This is a genomic window from Gilliamella sp. ESL0254, from assembly GCF_013344985.1.
Classification (GTDB): Bacteria; Pseudomonadota; Gammaproteobacteria; order Enterobacterales; family Orbaceae; genus Gilliamella; species Gilliamella bombicola.
On sequence record NZ_JAAEDU010000005.1, the window covers coordinates 1 to 19,043 of the forward strand.

Below are 19,043 nucleotides of genomic sequence, written 5' to 3' on the forward strand. Positions count from 1 at the left end.
GTTCGACTTGCATGTGTTAAGCCTGCCGCCAGCGTTCAATCTGAGCCATGATCAAACTCTTCAATTTAAAGTTTGATGCTCAATAACTGTCTCTGACATATTCAAATGAATCTTCAGTGTCACTTATTAAGACTTGATATTTTTAAGTCCGTAGACTTTTAATTCTTCGTCTTGCAAGTGCCCACACAGATTGTCTGTTTCTTATTTTTAAAGAGCTAACAGCTTCAACTTTCAATCAACATTTTGTTAATTTAGTTTACTGTCTCAAGGGCTGCGTATACTACGCTACACCTTTTCATTCGTCAAGATCTTTTTTTAAAATTTTTGACCTCGCTTTCTAACTCACTGTCTGCTTGTCGCTGACTGCGTGTCAGTGGATGCGCATTATAGGGACTTCTTTTTTTTTGGCAAGTAAAAAAGATAAAATATTTATTCGTTAGCGCAACATTCAAACACATCAAGCTTTAATTAATTGATATTTATTAAGATTGTAATTAGATAATTTTTTAATCAACTTTTCTACAGACTGGTTATAGTTTGTACTTAGCACAATATTTTCAGACGCATCTGAAGTTTTTTGTTTCAGATCGTATTTATCATTTAACAAATTATAAACCCTGGTTGCAATCGCATAACCTGAATCTATAAAGGTAGCTTGAGAAAAAATCATCTGTAATTCTTTTTTAATAAAAGGATAATGCGTACAACCAAGCACAATTGTATCGGGGACTGTTTGTAATTCAAGCCAAGGTTGCATTAATTCTTTTAGTTGTTGCATATCTACAGTAATACCCTGTAATTTATTTTCGGCTATAAGTGCTAATTCAGAAAGACCTAACAATTGAACACTACAATTTGCTGCAAATTGCTGAATTAAATTGGTTGTATAGGTTCGCTCTATTGTAGCTTTGGTTGCTAATAACCCTATACATTTGTTTTTAGTAAGTAAGCTAGCTGGTTTAATAGCCGGTACAACACCAATAATAGGAAAAGAAAATTTAGAACGTAAGCTAGGTAAACAGACAGTACTAGCCGTATTGCAGGCAATAACCGCTAAATCAATTGTATAAAATTTAGTAATAGTTTCTATGACTGAATTGACTCGATTAATTAAAAACTCTGCTGATTTATCTCCATAAGGAAACAGTTCATTATCAAATGCATAGATATAGTGTGCATTAGGCACTTTATTATAAATTTCATTATAAACAGTTAATCCACCAATACCTGAATCAAACACTAACACCGACGGAGATTGTCTTACAATATTCATTTTTAGTTATAGGTTATTAGATAATAAATTAGAAACGCGCAATATCGTAAATTGATTAAAAATTAATGCAAGCAATTTTGTGTTAGGGAAGACTGGCTTTTTTAGTAATAAATTATTAAAATAGACGTCTAGATGGTAAAACTGCTAAAATTAAAGATCTTAAACTATAGTATTGTAGTTCAAGCATTGCATTCAATAAGTTAAAAGGGGATATATTATGTCAGAATTTTTATTTACTTCAGAGTCCGTTTCAGAAGGACATCCAGATAAAATCGCCGATCAAATATCTGATGCTGTGCTTGATGCTATTTTAAAACAAGATCCAAAAGCACGAGTCGCATGTGAAACTTATGTAAAAACAGGTATGGCTTTAGTTGGTGGTGAAATCACAACTTCAGCTTGGGTAGATATTGAGGAATTAACAAGAAAAACCATTAATGATATTGGTTATACCAGTTCAGAAATGGGATTTGATGCAAATTCATGTGCGGTGCTTAATGCTATTGGCAAGCAATCTCCTGACATTAATCAAGGCGTCGATCGAAAAGATCCACTGGAACAAGGTGCAGGCGATCAAGGTATAATGTTTGGTTATGCGACCAATGAAATGCCAAACTTTATGCCTGCAGCCATAAGTTATGCGCATGATTTAATGCGTCGCCAAGCAGAAGTCAGAAAAAATGGTACACTTCCTTGGTTAAGACCCGATGCAAAAAGCCAAGTCACATTAATTTACCAAGACGGTCAAATAAAAGGGGTTGATACTATCGTTTTATCTACTCAGCATTCAGAAGCCATTGACCAAAAAGCATTACATGAAGCTGTTATGGAAGAAATCATTAAACCTACATTACCAACCGAATGGTTAACGTCAAGGACTAAATACTTTATTAATCCAACTGGACGCTTTGTTATTGGTGGTCCTATGGGAGATTGTGGGTTAACTGGCCGCAAAATTATTGTAGATACTTATGGCGGAGCCGCGCGTCATGGAGGTGGAGCTTTTTCAGGAAAAGATCCATCAAAAGTTGACCGTTCAGCAGCTTATGCTGCACGCTATGTAGCAAAAAATATTGTTGCAGCTGGACTTGCTGACAGATGTGAATTACAGATATCTTATGCAATTGGTATTGCCAATCCTACATCAATTTATGTTAATACTTTTGGTACTGAAAAAATCGATCACCATAAAATTGTTACACTTATCAAAGAATTTTTTGATTTAAGACCTTATGGATTGATTCAGATGCTTGACCTTATTCAGCCAATTTACCAACAAACTGCAAGTTACGGTCATTTTGGGCGAGATATCTTTCCTTGGGAAAAAACCGATAAAGCAGCACTACTTCGCGATGCAGCTGGACTATAAACGCATACCAATTTATTTACATAATCAGGTAATGGCTTGTTTAAGAACTCACTTAATACAAGCCAATCAACTTCTACATACTCAATATACAGAACCTAAAATCATCTATAAACCGAAAGGGAGCATTGCGGGCAGTGCATTTTTAGTACGTTGGGAAATTCAACTTAATTCAATTATGTTACTAGAAAATGGTATGCATTTTATTGAGGAAGTGGTACCTCATGAATTAGCCCATCTAATTGTTTTTAAAGAATTTGGAAAAGTAAAGCCACATGGTAAACAATGGCAATATATTATGTCAGAAATATTAGGCAAAATCCCAACGACCACTCATCGTTTTACAGTACACCGCAATACTTATTTATACTACTGCAAGTGTCAACAACATCACCTAACATCCATAAGACATAATAAAATTCAAAATAATAAAACTAGTTATTTATGCCGTAAATGCGATACTATACTCAAACTTAAAAACACTACTTGATATTAAGATATACATGTGTAAATTAGATTATCATTTTTACAAAAGTTCCTTATCGATTATTATTCTTGGTATTACTCTTTATATTATAGGTAATTTTTTTATACCTTTATATAATGGACTTACTGTCACACTTATTGAACATGTTCAATCACTCTTTTTATTATTTATGTGCGGCTATACTTACTGTTATGCAAAAAAAATGGCTGAACATTCAAATCTATATAAATTTTGGATTTGGACAATATTTTGGTGGTTGATGCTTTTTGGTCGGGGGATTAGTTGGGGGCGAGACTTTTTTCCTGAAGTACCGCGTTTTTATTATAAAATTATTGCTAGTTTTTTAATAGTAATTCCAATACTCAGTATGTTTTTACCCACAATCCGTCAAGAAATTGTTCGTCGCTACAAATTTGAAAAAATTCCAGTGTGGCATATATTTTTGGCTTTTTTATTCTTAGGTATAGCTGATATTGCAGAACACCACCGTATTGGCCATCAATTCTTAGTTATAACAAGGGAACGAAAAGATTTAATAGAAGAATTAATGGAGATCCCCTGCCTTCTTTGTTTAGCTTTAACGACCTTCTATATGCAAAAAAATGAACAAAAGAAGGAGAATTTATAATGTTAAGCTATCGTCATAGTTATCATGCAGGTAATCATGCGGATGTATTAAAACATATTGTTTTAACATTCTGTATTGAATCATTAAAAGAAAAAGAAAAACCTTTTTTATATTTAGATACACATTCAGGCGCAGGTCGATACCTATTAAAAAGTGAACATGCTGCAAAAACAGGTGAATATTTATCAGGAATTAATTTGATTTGGCAACAATCTAATATCCCTGCATTGTTAAATACCTATATATCGATACTAAAAAGATATAATCCTTTTGAAGAATTAAAATATTATCCTGGCTCACCATTAATTGCCAAGCAATTATTACGTGAGCAAGACAAGCTCAATCTTACTGAATTACATCCAACTGATTATCCTTTATTAAGGCAAGAGTTTAGTAAAGATAAACGAACAAAAATTTTACGTGAAGATGGCTTTTCTCAATTAAAATCGAAGTTACCACCAGATTCACGCAGAGGCATAATATTGATCGATCCTTCCTATGAAATAAAGGACGATTATCAAACAATTCCTACAGCACTGTTTGAAGCCTATAAGCGTTTTGCAACTGGTGTCTATTTAATTTGGTATCCTGTTGTGTCTCGCAGCCAAACACAAAAAATGATTGATGGCATTGTGAATTTAGGTATTAAACGAATTTCACAGTTTGAGCTAGCAATAAAACCAGATAACAATCAAAAAGGCATGACCGCATCAGGAATGATAGTAATTAATCCACCATGGAAATTACATGAACAAATGCATGCAGTTATGCCATGGCTAAAAACAACGTTAGATACAGAAAAAACCGGAAATTACATAATTAAAGAACTCGTTTCTGAATAGTTTTTTATTAGTTGTCTATTGTCACAAAGATTCTAAAAAAATCTATGTCTAAGTAAAAAGTCATGAGAAAAAGTGACAAGAAAATAGATAGATCCACAGGGTAATAGTCAATAATAACGACAAAAATACAGCAGCTGAACCATAATCCTTCGCTCGGCCAGATAGCTCATGTCTTTCATGGCCGATACGATCAACAACACACTCGATTGCACTATTAATTAACTCGGTAATCATCACAACACCGATCGAACCAAGTAACAAAATACGTTCATAAATAGAAAAATCAACCAGCATTACAATAGCATAAGCCACTCCTAATACAATTAACTCTTGACGAAATGCAGCTTCATGTTTGATTGCTGATTTTAAGCCTTTTAAAGAGTATTTTGTCGCATTAAAGATACGAAGTAATCCTGTCGATTTTTTCATTATAATGTTCCAGATTTAAAATTACCTTACATAACCATAGTTCATCAAACGTTGAAATCTTCTTTCTAGTAATACAGATAAATCCATACTTTCAAGTTCATCAAGATCACTAAGTAGCTGAGTTTTGAGTGAAACAGATATAGCAGTATAATCTCGGTGAGCCCCACCAAGTGGTTCTGGTACGATTGAATCAATCAAATTTAACTTTAATAAATTATCTGCTGTCATATTCATGGCTTCAGCAGCAATAGGGGCTTTGTCGGCACTTTTCCACAAGATAGAAGCACAACCTTCCGGTGAGATAACAGAATAAGTACTATATTGAAGCATATTTACTTTATCTGCTACGCCAATCGCTAGTGCTCCCCCAGATCCACCTTCGCCAATGACTGTACAAATGGTGGGCACTTTAAGGCGTGACATTTCTCTTAAATTACGTGCAATAGCCTCTGCTTGACCCCGTTCTTCAGCACCGATACCTGGGTAAGCTCCGGGAGTATCAATAAAAGTAATGATAGGCAATTTAAAACGTTCGGCTAATTGCATTAATCGTAAAGCTTTACGATAACCCTCTGGAGCCGGCATACCAAAGTTTCGATAAATTTTCTGTTTTGTTTCACGTCCTTTTTGATGTCCAATAACTACCACAGCTCGTCCATCAATACGAGCTATTCCACCAACAATTGCTTTATCATCGGCATAAGCCCGATCTCCAGCTAATTCATCAAAATCAGTGAAAATTTCTTTTATATAATCCAATGTATAAGGACGATTTGGATGTCTAGCTAATTGCGCAATTTCCCAAGGAGTTAAATTAGCAAATATTTTTTTTGTTAATTCACGACTTTTTTTATGTAATTGCTTAATCTCTTTATCTAAATTAATATCTAATTCAACTTGTTGTGAATCAATATTCTTTAAGGAATTAATTTTTGCTTCTAATTCCGCTATCGGCTTTTCAAATTCCAAAAAATTGTTCATAACGCTTGTAATTGCCTCTTAATTTATTTGGTATTTTAAAAAAATACACTCTTTAATATAGTATACTGACTAATTTTTAAGATAAAATTAAATCAATTCTACTATGTAATACTCATTGAAGTCACCTATATTTATATCATTAGACCTCAACAATTCCAATATCGTGCCACTTGCATTTACTGGAAGTAGCTTTATTTATTCAAACTCAAATTCAATACGATCAATACCAAGTAGTGTTTTTAATTCAATAATTAAAGCATCTTCTGGAATAACTCTCCATGTCGTGCCAAATTGAATCCTAACAACTGAATCATCTCGATGATAATATAAGTTAACAGGTACACTACCATGCCGATAAGGTTCAAACAGTTGTTGTAAACGTTGTAATATTGATTGATTTGTTTCACTTTCAGTTAAAGTAATCGACAATCCTTTCACATATTTAGCTCGAGCATCTTTTAGATCAACAATATCACGCACAGATATTTTAAAACCACCGTTAAAATCGTCATGATTCACTTGACCTGTAACAATCAATATTTTATCTTTTACAAGTAAATGTCCAAAATTTTCTAAAGACTCCGCAAAAAGCATACCATCAATTCGACCTGAACGATCGTCCAAAGTAAACAAACCAATTTTTTTACCTTTTTTAGTAATGCGAACCCGAGAATCAGCAACAATACCTGCAAAAGTGACCATCTTCCCCCAACCTGTTGGAGAGGCCTCACTAATTCGTAGTCCACCTGTATAACGATTTAATTCTTTTAAATATTGAGTTACTGGATGTCCTGTTAAATAAAGTCCTAAGGCATCACGTTCCCCATCAAGCAAAACTTGATCAGGTAATTCAGGAACTGCAGCATAAGCATGCTCAACTTGTTCAGGCTCTTCCGCCAAAACACCAAACATATCTTCTTGACCAATATCTTGCGCTTTAGCATATTGATCTGCCGCTTGCATTGCATCATTAATGCTATGCAATATAGCCGCACGATGAGGACCTAATTTATCAAAAGCTCCTGCCATAGTGAGTTTTTCAAGTACTCGGCGATTGATCTTCTTCATATCTGTTCGAGCACAAAGTTCGAAAATATTTTTGAAATATCCCCCACTGTTACGTGCTTCAACAATTGCCTCTATAGGACCCTCGCCAACACCTTTTATAGCCCCAATACCATAAACAATCTCACCTTTATCATTTACATGAAAGTGATATAGGCCGCTATTAATATCTGGAGGATTGACTTTTAACCCCATCCGCAAACATTCATCAACCAAACCAACAATTTTATCGGTATTATCCATATCGGCGGTCATAACCGCAGCCATAAATTCGGCAGGATAGTGAGTTTTTAACCATAAAGTTTGATAAGAAACAAGCGCATAAGCTGCCGAGTGAGATTTATTAAAACCATATCCGGCAAATTTTTCAACCAAATCAAATATTCGCATCGACAGCTCACCATCAATACCTTGTTTTTCAGCACCATCTTTAAAAACAGAACGTTGCTTTGCCATCTCTTCAGGTTTTTTCTTACCCATAGCTCGGCGCAATAAATCAGCACCTCCCAATGTATAACCAGAAAGAGTCTGTGCGATTTGCATCACTTGTTCTTGATATAAAATAATACCATACGTTGGTTCTAAAATAGGTTTTAATGAGTCATGTTGGTACTTAATATCAGGGTAAGAAACCTCTTCTCGTCCATGTTTTCGGTCAATAAAATTGTCGACCATGCCTGATTGTAGGGGACCTGGACGAAATAATGCAACTAAAGCGATCATGTCCTCAAAACAGTCGGGCTTTAGACGTCTTATTAAATCTTTCATACCACGGGATTCAAGTTGGAACACCGCTGTAGTTTCAGCTTTTAATAATAATTCAAAAGATTTTTCATCATCTAAAGGAATTCGGGTAATATCGACTTTTTCGCTACCCTCTCGCAGCTGACGTTCATTAATCATTTTGATTGCCCAATCAATAATGGTTAATGTCCGTAATCCCAAAAAGTCAAACTTTACAAGACCTGCATATTCCACATCATTTTTATCAAACTGAGTAACCGGATGATGTCCTTCTGGATCACAATAAATTGGAGAAAAATCAGTTATCTTAGTAGGTGAAATTACAACACCACCGGCATGCTTACCAGCATTTCGGGTTACCCCCTCTAATTGACGTGCAATGTCAATTAATGATTTGACTTCTTCATTATTATCATATAACTCTTGTAACTGAGGCTCAATTTCAAAAGCTTTGGCTAGTGTCATACCTGGATCTAAAGGTATTAATTTTGAAATACGATCGACAAACCCATAAGGATGCCCAAGCACTCTTCCAACATCTCGAATGACCGCTTTAGCTGCCATAGTACCAAAGGTAATAATCTGGGAAACAGCATCGCGACCATACATATCAGCCACATGATCAATAACCAGATCGCGTTTTTCCATACAGAAATCAACATCAAAGTCGGGCATTGAAACACGTTCTGGATTTAAAAAACGTTCAAAAAGTAAATCAAACGCAAGTGGATCTAAATCGGTAATTTTTAAAGCATATGCAACTAGCGAACCAGCACCAGAGCCTCGTCCTGGACCAACTGGAATATCATTATCTTTCGACCATTGTATAAACTCCATAACAATCAAAAAGTAACCAGGAAAGCCCATTTGGTTAATTACAGTTAATTCGGTTTCTAGACGCTCATCATATTCAGGGCGTCTTTGCTTTCTAACTTCTGGATCAGGAAATAAAAACGCTAGTCTTTCTTCTAATCCTTCGCGTGATTTATGCACTAAAAAGTCTTCAGTTGACATACCGCCGGTTGGAAATTTAGGTAAAAAATATTCACCCAATCGAATGGAAACATTACAGCGTTTTGCTATTTCAACACTATTTTCAAGCGCTTCAGGAATATCAGAAAATAGTTCGCACATTTCCTGTTCTGTTCGTAGATATTGCTCTGCCGAATAGTTTTTAGGTCTGGAAGGATCTTCTAGCGTATTACCATCATGAATAGCAACACGAATCTCGTGAGCATCAAAATCAGAGGATTTCAAAAATCGAACATCGTTAGTTGCAACAACGGGTAACAAATATTGCTCAGCTAAATTTACAGCACGATGAATAAATAGTTCTTCATTAGCTCGGTTAGTTCGTACCAACTCAAAATAAAAGTATTCATTAAAATTTTCGAGATAATAATTAATCGCATTATCAATGATAACTTGATTATTACGAATAATACCTATACCAACATCACTTTCTCGTCCAGCTAATACAATTAATCCAGCACGATGCCTAGTTAACCATTCCTGATCAACAATCGGTCTATCACCAAGATAACCACGTTGATAAGCTTGGGAAATCAATAAAGTAAGGTTATGATATCCTTCATTATTAGCAGCTAATAAAGTTAAATAATAAATATCATCAGGCATGTTTGAACTTTTTATAGCAAGATCTGCTCCAATAATCGGTTTAATACCTTTTGACATTGCCGAACCGTAAAATTTAACCAATCCACAAAGGTTAGTAAAATCTGTGATCGCAAAAGCAGGCATCTGTAACTTGCTCACTTCATTTACTAATGTGCCAACTTTCGCAATTCCATCAACCATCGAGAAATCACTATGTAAATGAAGATGAATAAATTTAGGTTCCACCATAATTACCAGATATGATTATGCTTAAAAAATTACATAGATTATAACACAAGCAGTAGGAATATTCTTACTCTCTTTAATTACAAGCTCTACTTGAATAAAAAAAGATAAGGATAGTTTCAATTATAATTTTTATAAATGAAAATTCCTATGTTAAAGGCATTCCGCCGATAAAATATTATCGGCGGATAGAGAAAACTAGATTTTTTTAAACAACACAGAACCATTAGTTCCACCGAAACCAAATGAGTTGCAAAGTGCATATTCTAAGTTTTTAACTTGACGAGCAGTATGCGGTATATAATCAAGATCACACCCCTCATCAGGATTATCTAAATTAATTGTTGGTGGCACAGATTGATCACGCAATGCAAGTACAGTGAAAATTGATTCAACAGCACCAGCGGCACCCAATAAATGCCCAATCATAGATTTAGTTGAACTCACCATCACTTTATTAGCATTTTCTTTAAAAATGCTTTTTACCGCTTGGGTTTCTGCTTTATCACCAGCTGGTGTTGATGTGCCATGAGCATTGATATAACCTACTTGCTCAGGCATAATTCCTGCATCGCGAATTGCACATTTCATTGCTAATGCGGCACCACTACCGTTTTCTGGGGGTGAAGTCATATGATAAGCATCGCCACTCATACCAAACCCGACAAGCTCAGCGTAAATTTTAGCACCACGCTTCTTAGCATGTTCATATTCTTCTAAGAACATGATTCCAGCACCATCACCCAACACAAAACCATCACGATCTTTATCCCAAGGACGACTTGCTGCTTTAGGATTACTGTTGTTGGTTGACAAGGCTCGAGCGGCACCAAAGCCACCAATTCCAAGTGGAGTACTGGCTTTTTCGCCACCTCCAGCTAACATTGCATCCGCATCACCATAAGCAATCATACGTGCAGCATGACCAATGTTGTGCACACCAGAAGAACATGCTGTTGCGATAGTAATACTAGGACCTTTTAATCCATAAATAATGGATAAATGACCTGCAATCATATTAACTATTGTTGATGGAACAAAAAACGGACTAATTTTGCGTGGTCCACCATTGACTAATGCACTGTGGTTTTCTTCAATTAGCCCGAGTCCACCGATACCTGAACCGATCGCACAACCAATTCGTTCTGCGTTTTCTTCCGTGATCTCAATGCCAGCATCTTGCATTGCTTGCATACCTGCAGCAATACCGTATTGGATAAAATAATCCATTTTACGTGCATCTTTACGTGAAATATTATAATCTTCGCCATTAAAGTTTTTAACCATTGCGGCGAAGCGCGTTGCGAAAGGGGCAGTATCAAAGTGTTCTATGAGCTCAACACCACTTTGGCCTGCTAAAAGTGCTTGCCAAGTGGACTCAACTGTATTACCTACTGGAGATATCATGCCCATTCCGGTGACAACAACTCTGCGTTTAGACACATTGTCCTCCAGAAAAGGATTGAAATGAAATTTGAATCATTGAAAATTTTATTTTAAATTTTCTACCAATTTATACCAAATCTTCTCTAATTTAATAATTAAAGTTACTGATACAAACTAGGCGATCATTTGACCGCCTATGGTGAAAACTCTGCTAACCTTATTGATTCGCAGTAATATAATCAATTGCTGATTGAACAGTTGTGATTTTTTCAGCTTCTTCATCAGGAATTTCAGTATCAAATTCTTCTTCTAAAGCCATAACTAATTCAACTGTATCAAGAGAGTCAGCGCCAAGATCTTCAATGAAAGAAGATTCGTTTTTAACTTCTTCCTCTTTTACACCAAGTTGCTCAACAATAATTTTCTTAACTCGCTCTTCAATAGTGCTCATACTCTTTTTTTTCCTATAAAAATCGCCGAAAGTGGCGGTGAATGTAAGTTTATAAAATGTTGAAAAAGATGCCAATCATTTTCCAACCCAACTGCTTATTTTTTGTTCAAAATATCAAAATATTGCTTTATTTTACACTATTCTACTCAATTACACCATATACATGCCGCCATTGACATGTAAAGTTTCACCAGTAATGTAAGATGCTTCATCTGAAGCCAAAAATGCCACAGCATTGGCAATTTCTGCAGGATCACCTAAACGACCCGCTGGAACTTGAGATAATGTCAGTGCTTTTTGTTCATCAGTTAGCGCATCCGTCATATCCGTTGCAATAAAACCAGGTGCAACCACATTAACAGTAATTCCTCGCGATGCAACTTCGCGAGCTAATGATTTACTAAAACCAATTAATCCTGCTTTAGCTGCTGCATAGTTAGCTTGACCTGCATTTCCCATTGTCCCTACTACAGAACCAATAGTCACAATTCTGCCATAACGTTTTTTCATCATTGTGCGCATTAATGCTTTAGATAAACGGAACACAGACGTTAAATTGGTATCTAAAATATCTTGCCATTCGTCTTCTTTCATTCTCATTAACAAATTATCACGAGTAATACCTGCATTATTAACAAGAATATCAATATCACCAAATTCCGTTTTAATTGTATTAATCACAGATTCGATTGATTCTTCATTGGTCACATTTAAGGATAAACCTTTACCATTTGAGCCTAAATAGTGGCTAATAGCCTCAGCACCTTTTTCTGTTGTTGCGGTACCAATAACAGTTGCACCACAAGAAACAAGTTTTTCAGCAATAGCCTTGCCTATACCACGACTTGCACCTGTAACTAAGGCAATTTTTCCTGATAGATTCATAACTACCTCTTTATTTTTACTTTGTATTTTCTAATGCTGTTTCTAATGATGCTTTATCATTAACCGCAATACCGGAAAGTGTATCAACAATACGTTTAGTTAATCCTGTTAATACTTTACCTGGCCCCATTTCAACTAAAAGTTTTACATCTTGTTTTGCCATATTTTCTACAGTTTCAGTCCAACGTACTGGGCTATAAAGTTGAGCAATTAATGCCGCTTTAATTTTTTCTGCAGATGTTTCAACTTTTACATCGACATTATTGATAACCGCAAACTTTGGTGCACTAAATTCAATATTATTTAATGCAACGGCTAACTTATCTGCAGCAGGTTTCATTAATGCACAATGAGAAGGTACACTAACCGCAAGAGGTAATGCTCGCTTGGCACCAGCTTCTTTACATAATATACCTGCACGTTCAACTGCCTCTTTATTACCAGCAATAACGACTTGTCCAGGTGAATTAAAATTCACTGGTGCAACAACTTGACCTTGAGCAGCTTGATCACATGCATTACGAATTGAATCATTATCAAGTCCAATGATTGCATACATAGCTCCTGTACCGCTTGGTACAGCTTCTTGCATTAATTTACCACGTAATTCAACCAATTTAATGGCATCTTTAAAATCAATCACACCAGCACAAACTAACGCAGAATACTCACCTAAACTATGACCCGCCATAAAATCAGGTTGTACACCATTAACACTTTGCCATACTTTAAATATTGCAACAGATGAAGCAAGCAATGCAGGTTGGGTTTGCCAAGTTTTATTTAATTCCTCTGTAGGACCTTGTTGTACTAAATCCCACAAATTGTAACCGAGTACTTCAGAGGCTTCATCAAATGTTGATTTCACAATTGGAAAGTCATCAGCAAGATCTTTTAACATACCGACTGCTTGTGAGCCTTGTCCTGGAAATACCATTGCAAATTTGGTCATTATAAAATCCTTGATCATAAAAAATACATCATAAATTAAAATCTAACTAGCGCAGATCCCCAAACAAACCCACCACCAAAGGCCTCTAATAAAATTAGATGACCTCGTTGAATTCGCCCATCTCGCACACCAGTATCTAAAGCACAAGGCACAGAAGCAGCAGAAGTATTACCCTGCTTATCCAATGTGACAATGACTTTACTCATATCCATATCTAGGCGTTTTGCAGTTGCTGAAATAATTCTTAAATTAGCTTGATGTGGTACTAACCAATCTAAATCAGCTTTGTTAAATGCATTCTCAGTTAAAAGTTCATCAACCAAATTTGAAAGCTCTTTAACCGCCACTTTAAACACTTCATTGCCATGCATGGTCATGTAAACTGGATCATTTATATCACGGCGATCAACATATGGATATTTTAATAAGTCACCATATCGACCATCAGCATGAAGATGTGAAGCAATAATACCCGGTTCTTCTGATGCACCAACAACAACCGCTCCTGCACCATCACCAAAAATGATAACAGTCCCTCGGTCATTTGGATCTACACCGCGAGTTAGCATATCAGAACCAACAACCAAAGCATATTTAATAGCACCGCTTTTAACATATTTATCGGCAATATCTAACGCATAAACAAATCCCGAGCAAGCTGCAGACACATCAAATGCAATCACATCCCCTATTGCTAATTTAGCTTGTAATTCAGTTGCTGAGCTTGGAAAAGCATTGACTGAAGTCGCTGTTGCAACAATAATCATACCAATATCATTTTTATCAATATTAGCCATCTCAATAGCATTAATTGCTGCTTGATAAGCCATGCTCGTTACAGTTTCATCAGGAGCGGCAATGCGTCTTTCTTTAATGCCAGTACGGGTTGTGATCCATTCATCGCTGGTATCAACCATCTTTTCTAGATCAGCATTGGTTCTTATCTGTTTTGGAAGGTAACTCCCTGTTCCTAATATCTTTGTATACATCTAATTATTCGCTCTTGGGTAGTGCGGAAGAAAGACTCGTTGCAATCTTCTCAGGTATATTGGTTTGTATCGCAAAAATAGCTTGTTCAATTGCAGCAAAAAATGATTTTTGGTTGGCACTACCGTGACTTTTAATCACAATACTTTTAAGTCCAAGCAAACAAGCACCATTATATCGTCCGGGATCTAAATAACCAAAATTTTTTGACACCTTTCTTTGTAACCATTTACTTAATAGCTTCATTAATAATGAATTGTGATCAAAAGACGACTTAAATAACGACATGAAAATTTTAACTAATCCTTCTACTGTTTTTAAAGTCACATTGCCAACAAAGCCATCACAAACTAACACATCGGTCTTACCAGTCAGAAGCTCATTACCTTCTAAATAACCAATGTAATTAATTTGATCATTCGATTTTAAAATAGAAGCAGCTGCACGTATTTTATCCAATCCTTTAATGTCTTCTTCTCCAATATTAAGCAATGCAACTCGAGGATGTTCAATTTTAAGCAGCGTTTTAGCTAAAATTTGCCCCATTATGGCAAATTGCACAAGCATATCACTATCACATTCAGCATTCGCCCCTAAATCCAACACAACTGTATTTTGATTATTTAGAGCAGGAATTATAGCAACTAAAGCAGGACGATCAATACCTGTTAAAGAGTGTAAAAGTAATTTAGAAAGTCCCATCAGTGCGCCGGTATTACCGGCACTCACGCAAGCTTGGACATTGTTATTTTTAACCAGTTCAAGAGCTATTCTCATTGATGATCCTTGACTATGACGAATCGCATAAGAAGGCTTCATATCATTAGTAATAACGGCCGTTGACTCAGTCAAAATTAAACGCCTATCTTGTTGATATTGAGAAATAAGCTTTTTATTTTCTTTTGACAAAAAAAGACTAATTTCTGTTGGATCACCCACCAGAAAAATAGAAAGGTTTGGATAACAATTTAGAGCTTGTATTGCAGCAGGAACAACAACACGAGGACCTAAGTCCCCGCTCATAGCATCTAACGCAATGGTTAGACTATCCAAAATGTCACCTAATAATTTCTAATTTCAGAGTAATTATTTAGAAATTACTTTACGACCACGATAATAACCATCTGCGGTTACATGATGACGTAAATGTGTTTTACCTGATTCATCAACTGAGATATTAGCAACTGTTAATGCATCATGAGAACGACGCATACCACGTTTTGCACGAGTTTTACGATTCTGTTGAACAGCCATGGATTTACCCCTTATTCTTTAAACTAACTAAAATTGCAAATGGATTCGGTTTTTCATTCTCACTTGGAATGTCACCAAATACCATATCAGCCTCTGACACTTCGCAGTGTTTACTATTATGTACCGGCGCAATTGGTAACGAGAGAATGATTTCGTCCTCAAGTAACGCTAATATATCTACTTCGCCAAACTCGTTCATAAGAACGGGCTCATAATGTTCCGGTAGTGCCTCTGCTTGAGCATCGCTCTTAACAGGACTAAATTTATTCATCACATGAACTTCTGTGATAAAAGGTTTAAAACAACGTTGGCAAATCAGTTCTAACGTTATTTTTGCATCAATTGTAATAACACAAAGCCGCTGCTCATCAAACTTAAAAGATAAGCTGCACTCAATATCACTTTGTGGACTTTCAACCCTAGCTACACTTTTAGCTGGATAATATCCAATATAATCAAGCCTTTTTTGTGCTGCTTTAATTGGGTCAATTGTTAATGGCAATTTATTTTGCATAAAATATGCATGCTACCTTAAAGTTACTCTTATGTTCCTTCTTAAAAAGAACACAATACATAAGGCGCGCATATTACCTTTAAATAAGGTTTTCGTCAATGCTAGATTATAATATAATTTGATTTAAATATTGAACATTACTTTAATATTTTTTAATTTATGTAACTTTATTATTGTTATAACAGTTTCATCATAATCATACATTTTATATGATTGGATTTTTCTTGATTAGGCGAGTCCATAATTGTTCTGAAGGCAATTTGCATACGTAAATAGTTAAATTCAACATCTAAAATCACACTGCCTAGAAAGAAAAAAACCTTCAGGAATTTCACGAACAGCACTAATAACAGTCGTATTTATTTTAAGGAGTTCATATTTTTGAGTAATTCTAGTTATAAAAACCCAACAACTATAAAGTAAATACCCTTGCCTTCGGCATTTGGCTTTAATTCAATACATTCAAATTAGTTTGTCTAAGTCTATCTACCATTATATTATCTTCAACCATATGACTTCATCATAAAATAAGCTAAAGTTAGCTTTCCACTTAAAAGCACGCCTAGCCTAAGATTGACTGGGAAAATCTATTTATCCTTCAATTAAAAGCTCTAAAAACCGACAAAAACTTAAATAAAATCAATATCTTTTCTGACTGCTTTTTAGTCGTTAATATTTAACTAGATGTTGTGATAGGATTAATTGTATTACCAACTACCGGATGCCCCCCCACCTCCGCTGCGGCCGCCTCCACCACCGCTAAAGCCACCAGATCCTCCACCGAAGCCACCACCTGACCCACCAAAACCGCCACCACCACGGCGGTTACTGCCACCACCGCGACCACCTCTAGCAGTTAAAATGCCGCTTATCATGGTGCTGACAACGAAAGCTAAAAATAACAGAGGTAATGCGATATGTACTGGGTAACCTTGCCATAAAGTAAATCCACCAATAGACAGTCCGTTGAGTAAACCTGTTCCTAAACTTCGTTTGGCGCTAACTTTGGTGATAAATAGACTGGTTAGTAAAAAACAGATAAAAAATGATATTAGTCCATAGTTAATTAGTTTGGAACCAAAGTCCCCCGCCAATAAAGTATTGAGATTTTGGTCCTGAGTATCATCGTCTTTTGGGTTAGAATCATCAATTTTTTGTTTCAGTACCAACAATGCATTGTCAATACCTTGATAATAGTTATTTTTCTGAAACTGTGGAGCTAATTGTTCGCGAATAATATGGCTAGCAACTAAATCGGTAATGGTTCCTTCAAGTCCATAACCAACTTCAATGCGCATACGTTTGTCATCTTTTACTATCAGTAATAAGATGCCATTATCTTGCCCTTTTTCACCGATTTTCCATTGAATAAAGACTCTATCTGCGTATTGTTCTATGGTTTCATTATCAAGCTTAGCGATCATTAAAACCGCTATTTGTTTCCCGTCTGTCTGTGATTTTTCATAATCACTCAAATTTGCTTCAAGTGTGCTTAATTGTGACGATGTTAATGTATTAGTCGTGTCAATCACTCGATGTTTGAATGCGGGAATATCAGTTAGCCCATAACTGAGCCAACTAATTATGAACAATATGCTACATAGAAAATATTTTTTCACGATAATAATTATCCAAAATTCACTGCGGGAGGATTAGACATTTGCTTTTCATCATCTACCGTAAATTGCTGTTTTGGCTGTTTTCCTAAGCTATCAGCAATCCATTTAGTCGGTAACTTACGGATATAGATATTAAATGTTTGTACCGCTTCGATATATCGCCCGCGCGCAACAGTAATGCGATTTTCAGTACCTTCAAGCTGACTCATTAAATCTTGATAAAGGGTGTTGGCTTTCAGTTCTGGATAGTTTTCACTTACTGCGATTAAGCGACTTAATGCTGAACTCAATTCTGATTGTGCTTGTTGGAATTTTGAGAATGTAGCTGGGTTAGTTAGCTGATCAGCATTAATCTGAATCGATCCGACTTTTGCTCTAGCTTCAGTTACTTGGATTAAAACTTCTTTTTCGTGTGTGGTGTAACCTTTTACGGTATTAACTAAATTAGGGACTAAATCAGCTCTACGCTTGTATTGATTGAGTACTTCAGACCATGCGGCCACTACCTTTTCGTCCTTTGTTTGGATGCCATTGTAACTTGTAAAATAGATAAACGCCCCAATAACAACTAACACTACAATGATTAATAACGATTTGATTTTCATCCGTACGCCTGAAATTGTTGTTTATTTTACGAACAGTTTAAGAAAAGGGGAATGTTCCTGTCAAGAAATATAAAAACCTTTACACACTTGTGCTTGGCTATATTTTATTAGCTAGAAATCAGTCAGAAAAGGCATTGATTTTATTGGAGTTTTTATTTTAGCATTTTAAAATAAAATCAACTATTTATATAATAAATCCGACATTTACTGCTAGATTTTAGGCACCTTTGTTATTGTCATATCGGCGTCCAAATCAATTTATTATTGCTCACAAAACTTAGTTGGACTGACTGAATAAATGATAAATAGCTAAATTAGCTTTTTTGCATTTATGTCAAACTTGATATCTGAATTTATTATAATATAACGTCAAAACATTCTAATTGTGCCGACTCTAAATAAATATCACTGTTATTTGGTCGGTTATTCGTATTACGGTGGGTATGCTTAAAGTGTTCAGAATTAACCCAAGCTTCAAAATCAGCTTTAGATTGCCACTCAGTAAATGAAGAAAATAGTGTATAATTTTCTTCTGTTTTTCCTTGTAAAAAGTAAAAACGGTTAAACCCTTTCATTTCTTTCAGATGGCTATCACGATTTCGCCATATTTCAATAAATGTATCTTCGCTACCCCGTTTAATTTTAAAACGGTTCATTACAATGTACATACCAATCTCCTTTTATAGTTTTATAACATGACATAAAAAAATAG

The 19,043-nt window shown here is 35.5% G+C and carries 19 protein-coding genes and 1 rRNA gene; 4 read left to right on the forward strand and 16 right to left on the reverse strand.

What is annotated here, in order from left to right; genetic code table 11:
* Both GYX25_RS09820 and murI read right to left on the reverse strand, forming a co-directional pair.
* Nucleotides 1-67: ribosomal RNA gene (locus tag GYX25_RS09820) — 16S ribosomal RNA — on the reverse strand; the annotation flags it as partial.
* Nucleotides 68-457: 390 nt separating this feature from the next.
* The gene (murI, locus tag GYX25_RS09825; RefSeq protein ID WP_174787288.1) at nucleotides 458-1,273 is read right to left on the reverse strand and encodes a glutamate racemase; all 816 of its coding nucleotides are present in this window, start codon (nucleotides 1,271-1,273) and stop codon (nucleotides 458-460) included.
* A gap of 217 nt (nucleotides 1,274-1,490) precedes the next feature.
* Between murI and metK the strand changes: the two genes are divergently transcribed.
* The 4 genes from metK to GYX25_RS09845 all read left to right on the forward strand — a co-directional run bounded on the left by metK (nucleotide 1,491) and on the right by GYX25_RS09845 (nucleotide 4,596).
* Entirely contained in the window at nucleotides 1,491-2,642 is a 1,152-nt protein-coding gene (gene metK / locus GYX25_RS09830) for a methionine adenosyltransferase (RefSeq protein ID WP_085246999.1), read from the forward strand.
* Nucleotides 2,626-3,129 carry a SprT family zinc-dependent metalloprotease gene (locus GYX25_RS09835; RefSeq protein WP_085247000.1) on the forward strand — a complete coding sequence of 168 codons (504 nt, stop codon included), beginning with the start codon at nucleotides 2,626-2,628 and terminating at the stop codon, nucleotides 3,127-3,129. Before metK ends, GYX25_RS09835 begins: the two co-directional genes overlap by 17 nt.
* Before the next feature lie 199 nt (nucleotides 3,130-3,328).
* The gene (locus GYX25_RS09840; protein ID WP_141683359.1) at nucleotides 3,329-3,754 is read left to right on the forward strand and encodes a hypothetical protein; all 426 of its coding nucleotides are present in this window, start codon (nucleotides 3,329-3,331) and stop codon (nucleotides 3,752-3,754) included.
* A complete protein-coding gene (locus tag GYX25_RS09845) occupies nucleotides 3,754-4,596 on the forward strand; it encodes a 23S rRNA (adenine(2030)-N(6))-methyltransferase RlmJ (RefSeq protein WP_085247002.1) in 843 nt (280 codons plus the stop codon). The genes GYX25_RS09840 and GYX25_RS09845 overlap by 1 nt, the downstream gene beginning before the upstream one ends.
* A 60-nt stretch (nucleotides 4,597-4,656) precedes the next feature.
* Here the strand turns inward: GYX25_RS09845 and GYX25_RS09850 are convergent, their stop codons facing one another.
* The 14 genes from GYX25_RS09850 to GYX25_RS09915 form a co-directional block, all read right to left on the reverse strand.
* Nucleotides 4,657-5,025 (reverse strand): diacylglycerol kinase, encoded by a 369-nt coding sequence (locus GYX25_RS09850; protein ID WP_091350004.1) that lies wholly within the window; start codon nucleotides 5,023-5,025, stop codon nucleotides 4,657-4,659.
* A 21-nt stretch (nucleotides 5,026-5,046) separates the two neighbouring features.
* Nucleotides 5,047-6,006, reverse strand: a complete 960-nt coding sequence (gene accA, locus GYX25_RS09855; protein ID WP_091350007.1) for an acetyl-CoA carboxylase carboxyl transferase subunit alpha — start codon at nucleotides 6,004-6,006, stop codon at nucleotides 5,047-5,049.
* 195 nt (nucleotides 6,007-6,201) lie between these two features.
* Complete coding sequence (gene dnaE / locus GYX25_RS09860) at nucleotides 6,202-9,681, reverse strand: DNA polymerase III subunit alpha (RefSeq protein WP_174787289.1); 3,480 nt, start codon at nucleotides 9,679-9,681, stop codon at nucleotides 6,202-6,204.
* A gap of 195 nt (nucleotides 9,682-9,876) precedes the next feature.
* Complete coding sequence (gene fabF, locus GYX25_RS09865) at nucleotides 9,877-11,121, reverse strand: beta-ketoacyl-ACP synthase II (protein WP_174787290.1); 1,245 nt, start codon at nucleotides 11,119-11,121, stop codon at nucleotides 9,877-9,879.
* Between the two features lie 160 nt (nucleotides 11,122-11,281).
* Nucleotides 11,282-11,515, reverse strand: coding sequence for an acyl carrier protein (gene acpP / locus GYX25_RS09870; protein ID WP_034910452.1), 234 nt, complete (start codon nucleotides 11,513-11,515; stop codon nucleotides 11,282-11,284).
* Between the two features lie 150 nt (nucleotides 11,516-11,665).
* Nucleotides 11,666-12,400: a 3-oxoacyl-ACP reductase FabG gene (gene fabG, locus GYX25_RS09875; protein WP_091350017.1), complete on the reverse strand. Its 735-nt coding sequence runs from the start codon at nucleotides 12,398-12,400 to the stop codon at nucleotides 11,666-11,668.
* Between the two features lie 16 nt (nucleotides 12,401-12,416).
* Nucleotides 12,417-13,352: an ACP S-malonyltransferase gene (fabD, locus tag GYX25_RS09880; RefSeq protein ID WP_174787291.1), complete on the reverse strand. Its 936-nt coding sequence runs from the start codon at nucleotides 13,350-13,352 to the stop codon at nucleotides 12,417-12,419.
* Nucleotides 13,353-13,387: 35 nt separating this feature from the next.
* Complete coding sequence (locus GYX25_RS09885; protein ID WP_091350022.1) at nucleotides 13,388-14,341, reverse strand: beta-ketoacyl-ACP synthase III; 954 nt, start codon at nucleotides 14,339-14,341, stop codon at nucleotides 13,388-13,390.
* A 4-nt stretch (nucleotides 14,342-14,345) separates the two neighbouring features.
* Nucleotides 14,346-15,392 (reverse strand): phosphate acyltransferase PlsX, encoded by a 1,047-nt coding sequence (gene plsX, locus GYX25_RS09890; protein WP_091350024.1) that lies wholly within the window; start codon nucleotides 15,390-15,392, stop codon nucleotides 14,346-14,348.
* A 33-nt stretch (nucleotides 15,393-15,425) separates the two neighbouring features.
* Nucleotides 15,426-15,593 carry a 50S ribosomal protein L32 gene (gene rpmF / locus GYX25_RS09895; RefSeq protein ID WP_025316508.1) on the reverse strand — a complete coding sequence of 56 codons (168 nt, stop codon included), beginning with the start codon at nucleotides 15,591-15,593 and terminating at the stop codon, nucleotides 15,426-15,428.
* Between the two features lie 4 nt (nucleotides 15,594-15,597).
* A complete protein-coding gene (gene yceD / locus GYX25_RS09900; protein WP_174787292.1) occupies nucleotides 15,598-16,107 on the reverse strand; it encodes a 23S rRNA accumulation protein YceD in 510 nt (169 codons plus the stop codon).
* 707 nt (nucleotides 16,108-16,814) lie between these two features.
* On the reverse strand, nucleotides 16,815-17,699 hold the full coding sequence (locus tag GYX25_RS09905) for a TPM domain-containing protein (RefSeq protein ID WP_238786103.1): 885 nt from the start codon (nucleotides 17,697-17,699) through the stop codon (nucleotides 16,815-16,817).
* A gap of 35 nt (nucleotides 17,700-17,734) precedes the next feature.
* Nucleotides 17,735-18,331, reverse strand: coding sequence for a LemA family protein (locus GYX25_RS09910; RefSeq protein ID WP_085247021.1), 597 nt, complete (start codon nucleotides 18,329-18,331; stop codon nucleotides 17,735-17,737).
* A 356-nt stretch (nucleotides 18,332-18,687) separates the two neighbouring features.
* Nucleotides 18,688-18,999 (reverse strand): antibiotic biosynthesis monooxygenase family protein, encoded by a 312-nt coding sequence (locus GYX25_RS09915; RefSeq protein WP_091350029.1) that lies wholly within the window; start codon nucleotides 18,997-18,999, stop codon nucleotides 18,688-18,690.
* Nucleotides 19,000-19,043 lie beyond the last annotated feature (44 nt).

Excerpts from the sequence above, each read along its gene's own strand:
- murI (WP_174787288.1), bottom strand. The coding sequence starts at position 1,273 with ATGAATATTGTAAGACAATCTCCGTCGGTGTTAGTGTTTGATTCAGGT.
- metK (WP_085246999.1), top strand. The coding sequence starts at position 1,491 with ATGTCAGAATTTTTATTTACTTCAGAGTCCGTTTCAGAAGGACATCCA.
- GYX25_RS09835 (WP_085247000.1), top strand. The coding sequence starts at position 2,626 with ATGCAGCTGGACTATAAACGCATACCAATTTATTTACATAATCAGGTA.
- GYX25_RS09840 (WP_141683359.1), top strand. The coding sequence starts at position 3,329 with ATGGCTGAACATTCAAATCTATATAAATTTTGGATTTGGACAATATTT.
- GYX25_RS09845 (WP_085247002.1), top strand. The coding sequence starts at position 3,754 with ATGTTAAGCTATCGTCATAGTTATCATGCAGGTAATCATGCGGATGTA.
- GYX25_RS09850 (WP_091350004.1), bottom strand. The coding sequence starts at position 5,025 with ATGAAAAAATCGACAGGATTACTTCGTATCTTTAATGCGACAAAATAC.
- accA (WP_091350007.1), bottom strand. The coding sequence starts at position 6,006 with ATGAACAATTTTTTGGAATTTGAAAAGCCGATAGCGGAATTAGAAGCA.
- dnaE (WP_174787289.1), bottom strand. The coding sequence starts at position 9,681 with ATGGTGGAACCTAAATTTATTCATCTTCATTTACATAGTGATTTCTCG.
- acpP (WP_034910452.1), bottom strand. The coding sequence starts at position 11,515 with ATGAGCACTATTGAAGAGCGAGTTAAGAAAATTATTGTTGAGCAACTT.
- fabG (WP_091350017.1), bottom strand. The coding sequence starts at position 12,400 with ATGAATCTATCAGGAAAAATTGCCTTAGTTACAGGTGCAAGTCGTGGT.
- fabD (WP_174787291.1), bottom strand. The coding sequence starts at position 13,352 with ATGACCAAATTTGCAATGGTATTTCCAGGACAAGGCTCACAAGCAGTC.
- GYX25_RS09885 (WP_091350022.1), bottom strand. The coding sequence starts at position 14,341 with ATGTATACAAAGATATTAGGAACAGGGAGTTACCTTCCAAAACAGATA.
- rpmF (WP_025316508.1), bottom strand. The coding sequence starts at position 15,593 with ATGGCTGTTCAACAGAATCGTAAAACTCGTGCAAAACGTGGTATGCGT.
- yceD (WP_174787292.1), bottom strand. The coding sequence starts at position 16,107 with ATGCAAAATAAATTGCCATTAACAATTGACCCAATTAAAGCAGCACAA.
- GYX25_RS09910 (WP_085247021.1), bottom strand. The coding sequence starts at position 18,331 with ATGAAAATCAAATCGTTATTAATCATTGTAGTGTTAGTTGTTATTGGG.
- GYX25_RS09915 (WP_091350029.1), bottom strand. The coding sequence starts at position 18,999 with ATGTACATTGTAATGAACCGTTTTAAAATTAAACGGGGTAGCGAAGAT.